This window comes from Achromobacter insuavis (assembly GCF_902859645.1).
Taxonomy (GTDB): domain Bacteria; phylum Pseudomonadota; class Gammaproteobacteria; order Burkholderiales; family Burkholderiaceae_B; genus Achromobacter; species Achromobacter insuavis.
The window spans coordinates 1-4,650 of record NZ_CADIJR010000156.1 but is presented as its reverse complement, the minus strand read 5'-3'; the positions used below and the strand labels follow the sequence as shown (position 1 = coordinate 4,650).

Genomic DNA, 4,650 nt, shown 5'->3' with positions numbered 1-4,650 from the left:
GTGGACCCGGCGCTGCTGGCGCCGCTGGCCGGCGACGACACCGACGCCCGGCTGCAGGCCATCGCCGCCCTGGGCCAGCAGACCGGCCCGGGCGCGGCCGCGGTGCTGCAGGCGCTGGGCAGCGACCAGCTGTATGCGCTGCCGGACGGCCGCGTGCTGATCGGCGACGGCAAGGGCCAGGCCACCGATCCGGTCTCCGGCGCGGCCCTGGCGCTGCCGGCCGAGGCGTCCTCCATCGGCATCAACAACCGGCTGCGGCGCGCGATCGAGGCGGCGCTGGCCGGCTCGCGGCTGTTCTCCGACAACCCGCAGGAACGACTGGCCGCCGCCCGCCGCCTGCAACAGACCGGCGATCCGGCGCGCCTGCCGCTGCTGGAGAAGGCGCTGGCCGCCGAAAAGGACCCGGCCGTGCGCGCCGCGCTGGAAATCGCGCAGGCCAATCTCGAACTCAAGAGCGCCGACCCCGCGGTGCGGCGCCACGCGGTCGATCTGCTCGGCCGCACCGACAACGCCGCCTTCCGGCCGACGCTGGCGGCGCTGACGCAACAGCAGGACGGCGTCTACGCCGAACCCGACGCCGGCGTGCGCGAAGCGGCCGCCAACGCGCTCAAGCGCATCGACCGCCACCTGGCCACCATCGAGTGGGCCGGCAACCTGTTCTACGGCCTCAGCCTGGGCAGCGTGCTGCTGCTGGCGGCGCTGGGGCTGGCCATCACCTTCGGCCTGATGGGCGTCATCAACATGGCGCACGGCGAGCTGCTGATGATCGGCGCCTACGTCACCTACCTGGTGCAGACGGCGTTCCGCGCCTGGCTGCCGGGCTGGCTCGACTGGTACGTGGCGGCGGCGCTGCCGCTGGCCTTCGTGGTCACCGCGCTGGTCGGCATGGCGCTGGAACGCACCGTCATCCGCTGGCTCTACGGCCGGCCGCTGGAAACGCTGCTGGCCACCTGGGGCATCAGCCTGATGCTGATGCAGGGCGTGCGCACGCTGTTCGGCGCGCAGAACGTGGAGGTGGGCAACCCCAGCTGGATGTCCGGCGGCTTCACGGTGCTGGGCGGCCTGGTGCTGACCTACAACCGGCTGGTCATCATCGGCTTCGCCCTGTTCGTGGTGTTCCTGGTGTGGGCGCTGCTGAACCACACCCGGCTCGGCCTGTTCGTGCGCGCCATCACCCAGAACCGGCGCATGGCCGATTGCGTCGGCGTGCCCACCGGCCGCGTCGACATGCTGGCCTTCGGCCTGGGCTCGGGCATCGCCGGGCTGGCCGGCGTGGCGCTGTCGCAGCTGGGCAACGTGGGCCCGGACCTGGGCCGCGGCTACATCGTCGATTCGTTCATGGTGGTGGTGCTGGGCGGCGTCGGCCAGCTGGCCGGCACCGTCATCGCCGCGCTGGGCCTGGGCGGCGTCAACAAATTCCTGGAGCCTTACGCGGGAGCGGTCATGGCCAAGATCACCATCCTGGTGCTCATCGTGCTTTTCGTGCAGAAGCGGCCGCAAGGCCTGTTCGCCCCGCGCGGCCGGAGCGTCGAATGAAGCAGACCGCGCTGACCGATCTCAACCTGCTGGCGCGCCGCCCCCTGTTCAGCGGCCGCGCCTGGGCCGCGCTGGCCGCGGGCGTGCTGTTGCTGGCGCTGGCGCCGCTGCTGAACCTGGCGTTTCCCGCCGGCCATCCGCTGCACATCTCGGCCTACGCGGTGGCGCTGCTGGGCAAGTTCATGTGCTACGCCCTGGCGGCGCTGGCGCTGGACCTGGTGTGGGGCTACGCCGGCATCCTGTCGCTGGGCCATGGCCTGTTCTTCGCGCTGGGCGGCTATGCCCACGGCATGTACCTGATGCGCGCCATCGGCCACGACGGCGTCTACCAGAGCCGCCTGCCGGACTTCATGGTGTTCCTGGACTGGAAGGACTACCCCTGGTACTGGGCCTTCACCGAGCACTTCTGGTACGCCATGCTGCTGGTGGTGCTGGTGCCCGGCGCGCTGGCTTTCGTGTTCGGCTACTTCGCCTTCCGTTCGCGCATCAAGGGCGTGTATTTCTCCATCATCACGCAGGCGCTGACCTTCGCCGCCATGCTGCTGTTCTTCCGCAACGACACCGGCTTTGGCGGCAACAACGGCTTCACCGACTTCAAGCGCATCCTGGGCTTCGACATCACCGCGCCGGGCACCCGCGCCGCGCTGTACTGGATCACGCTGGCGGCGCTGGCCGGCGCGCTGGTGCTGGCGCGCGCCGTCACCCAGTCCAAGCTGGGCCGGGTGCTGACGGCGGTGCGCGACGCCGAGAGCCGGCTGCGCTTCATCGGCTACGACCCGCTCGGCTTCAAGCTGTTCGTGTGGACGCTGTCGGCGGTGCTGTGCGGCATCGCCGGGGCGCTGTACGTGCCGCAGGTCGGCATCATCAACCCCAGCGAGATGTCCACCGAGAACTCCATCGAGATGGTGATCTGGGTGGCCACCGGCGGCCGCGGCACGCTGATCGGCCCCATCATCGGCGCCGGCGCCGTGAACGGCCTGAAGACCTGGTTCACCAGCGTGCTGCCCGAATTCTGGCTGTACGCGCTGGGCCTGATCTTCGTGCTGGTGACCCTCTTCCTGCCCACCGGCATCGTCGGCCTGGCCCGGCGCCTGGCCGCCCGCTACCAGGAGCGACGCGCATGACCAGCACCCATACCGAAAGCGCCATACTGGATGGCGGCCCCAGCGGCGACGCCGGCTACGGCCGCGTCAGCCCCAAGGGCCTGGACACCAGCCACGGCGCCATCCTGTACCTGGAGGGCATCACCGTCAGCTTCGACGGCTTCAAGGCCCTCAACGACCTGACGCTGGACATCGGCGTGGGCGAGCTGCGCTGCATCATCGGCCCCAACGGCGCCGGCAAGACCACCATGATGGACGTCATCACCGGCAAGACGCGCCCCACCGCCGGCACCGCGTTCTTCGGCCAGAGCATCGACCTGACCACGCTGAGCGAGGCGCAGATCGCGCACGCCGGCATCGGCCGCAAGTTCCAGCGCCCCACCGTGTTCGAGCAGCACACGGTGTTCGAGAACCTGGAGCTGGCGATGAAGACCGACAAGCGCGTGCGGCCCACGCTGTTCGCGCGCCTGACCGGCGCGCAGGCCGACCGCATCGGCGAGACGCTCGACCTGATCCGGCTGCGGCCCGAGGCCTTCCGCCCCGCCGGCCTGCTGTCGCACGGCCAGAAGCAATGGCTGGAGATCGGCATGCTGCTGATGCAGGAGCCGCAGTTGCTGCTGCTGGACGAACCGGTGGCCGGCATGACCGATGCCGAGACCGAGCGCACCGGCGAACTACTCAACGAGCTGCGCGGCCGCCATTCGCTGATGGTGGTCGAGCACGACATGGATTTCGTCAACCAGATCGCCGGCGACGGCAAGGTGACCGTGCTGCACGAGGGCTCGGTGCTGGCCGAGGGGCCGATGGCCAAGGTGCAGGCCGACCCGCGCGTGATCGAAGTCTACCTGGGGCGCTGACATGCTGAACGTGAACACCATCGACCAGTACTACGGCGGCAGCCACACCCTGCGCGGCGTGTCGCTGGCCGTGAACCAGGGCGAATGCCTGGCGCTGCTGGGCCGCAACGGCGTCGGCAAGACCACCCTGCTCAAGTGCGTGATGGGCGTGCTGCCGGTGGCGCGCGGCGCCATCGACTTCGACGGCGCCGACATCACCCGCCTGGCGCCGCACCAGCGCGCCGCGCGCGGCATGGCCTACGTGCCGCAGGGCCGCGACATCTTCGCCCGGCTGACGGTGGAAGAGAACATCCTGATGGGCATGGCCACCAAGCCGGCCGCCCGCGCGCGCCGCATCAAGGAGGAAGTGTTCGAGCTGTTCCCGGTGCTCAAGAGCATGCTGGCGCGGCGCGGCGGCGACCTGTCCGGCGGCCAGCAGCAGCAACTGGCCATCGCCCGCGCGCTGGTGGCCGAGCCCAGGCTGATCATCCTGGACGAGCCGACCGAGGGCATCCAGCCGTCCATCATCAAGGACATCGGCCGCGTCATCCACATGCTGCGCCAACGCGGCGACATCGCCATCCTGCTGTGCGAGCAGTACTTCGACTTCGCCCGCGAGCTGGCCGACCGCTTCGTGGTGCTGTCGCGCGGCGAGGTGGTGGCCAGCGGCGACCGCGCCGCCATCGACGGGGAGGACGTGCGGCGCCATCTTTCCGTCTGAAAAGGCTTGGATATAATGCGCCGTCATGCACCTCGCCCACTTCCTGAACCGCGGCTACGCCTGGATCGCCCTGATCGCGATCCTGTGGGCGTCGCTGGTTCCGTCGTTGGCGCATGGCAATCACCTGCCCAACGCCAGCCGCCAGGTCACGGTGGACTACTGCGCCCCGGACGGCCGCTCGTCCCTGACCATCGAGGTGCAGAGCGATGACGGCGCCGGCGACCACGCCGCCCATCATGGCGACAGCAACCACTGCCCGTTCTGCCGCAATCCGCAGGCCGATCTCGGCATTCCCCCCGCTTCCCTGACCGTGCTGCCGGCGCCCGCCAGCGGCGGCGTCACCTACCCGGCGCTGTTCTACCGCGCCTCGCACCCGCTCCACGCCTGGCACGCGGCCCAGCCGCGCGCCCCGCCCGCGGCCTGAGCGCGCGCACGCCGTCCCCCGCGGACGGCC

5 protein-coding genes are annotated in these 4,650 nt (G+C 70.5%); all 5 read left to right on the top strand.

The genetic code is table 11. The annotated features are described in order from the left end of the window. Nucleotides 1-1,536 (top strand): urea ABC transporter permease subunit UrtB (gene urtB, locus H0523_RS31540; RefSeq protein ID WP_180180295.1); only part of this gene is annotated, 1,536 nt, incomplete at its 5' end. Further along, complete coding sequence (urtC, locus tag H0523_RS31535) at nt 1,533-2,660, top strand: urea ABC transporter permease subunit UrtC (protein ID WP_054428611.1); 1,128 nt, start codon at nt 1,533-1,535, stop codon at nt 2,658-2,660. The genes urtB and urtC, both read left to right, overlap by 4 nt. Continuing rightward, nucleotides 2,657-3,496 (top strand): urea ABC transporter ATP-binding protein UrtD, encoded by an 840-nt coding sequence (urtD, locus tag H0523_RS31530; RefSeq protein ID WP_054428612.1) that lies wholly within the window; start codon nt 2,657-2,659, stop codon nt 3,494-3,496. Before urtC ends, urtD begins: the two co-directional genes overlap by 4 nt. A gap of 1 nt (nt 3,497) precedes the next feature. After that, nucleotides 3,498-4,196: an urea ABC transporter ATP-binding subunit UrtE gene (gene urtE, locus H0523_RS31525; protein ID WP_054428613.1), complete on the top strand. Its 699-nt coding sequence runs from the start codon at nt 3,498-3,500 to the stop codon at nt 4,194-4,196. A gap of 25 nt (nt 4,197-4,221) precedes the next feature. Further along, nucleotides 4,222-4,620, top strand: a complete 399-nt coding sequence (locus H0523_RS31520) for a DUF2946 domain-containing protein (RefSeq protein ID WP_054428614.1) — start codon at nt 4,222-4,224, stop codon at nt 4,618-4,620. The last annotated feature ends 30 nt before the right edge of the window (nt 4,621-4,650 follow it).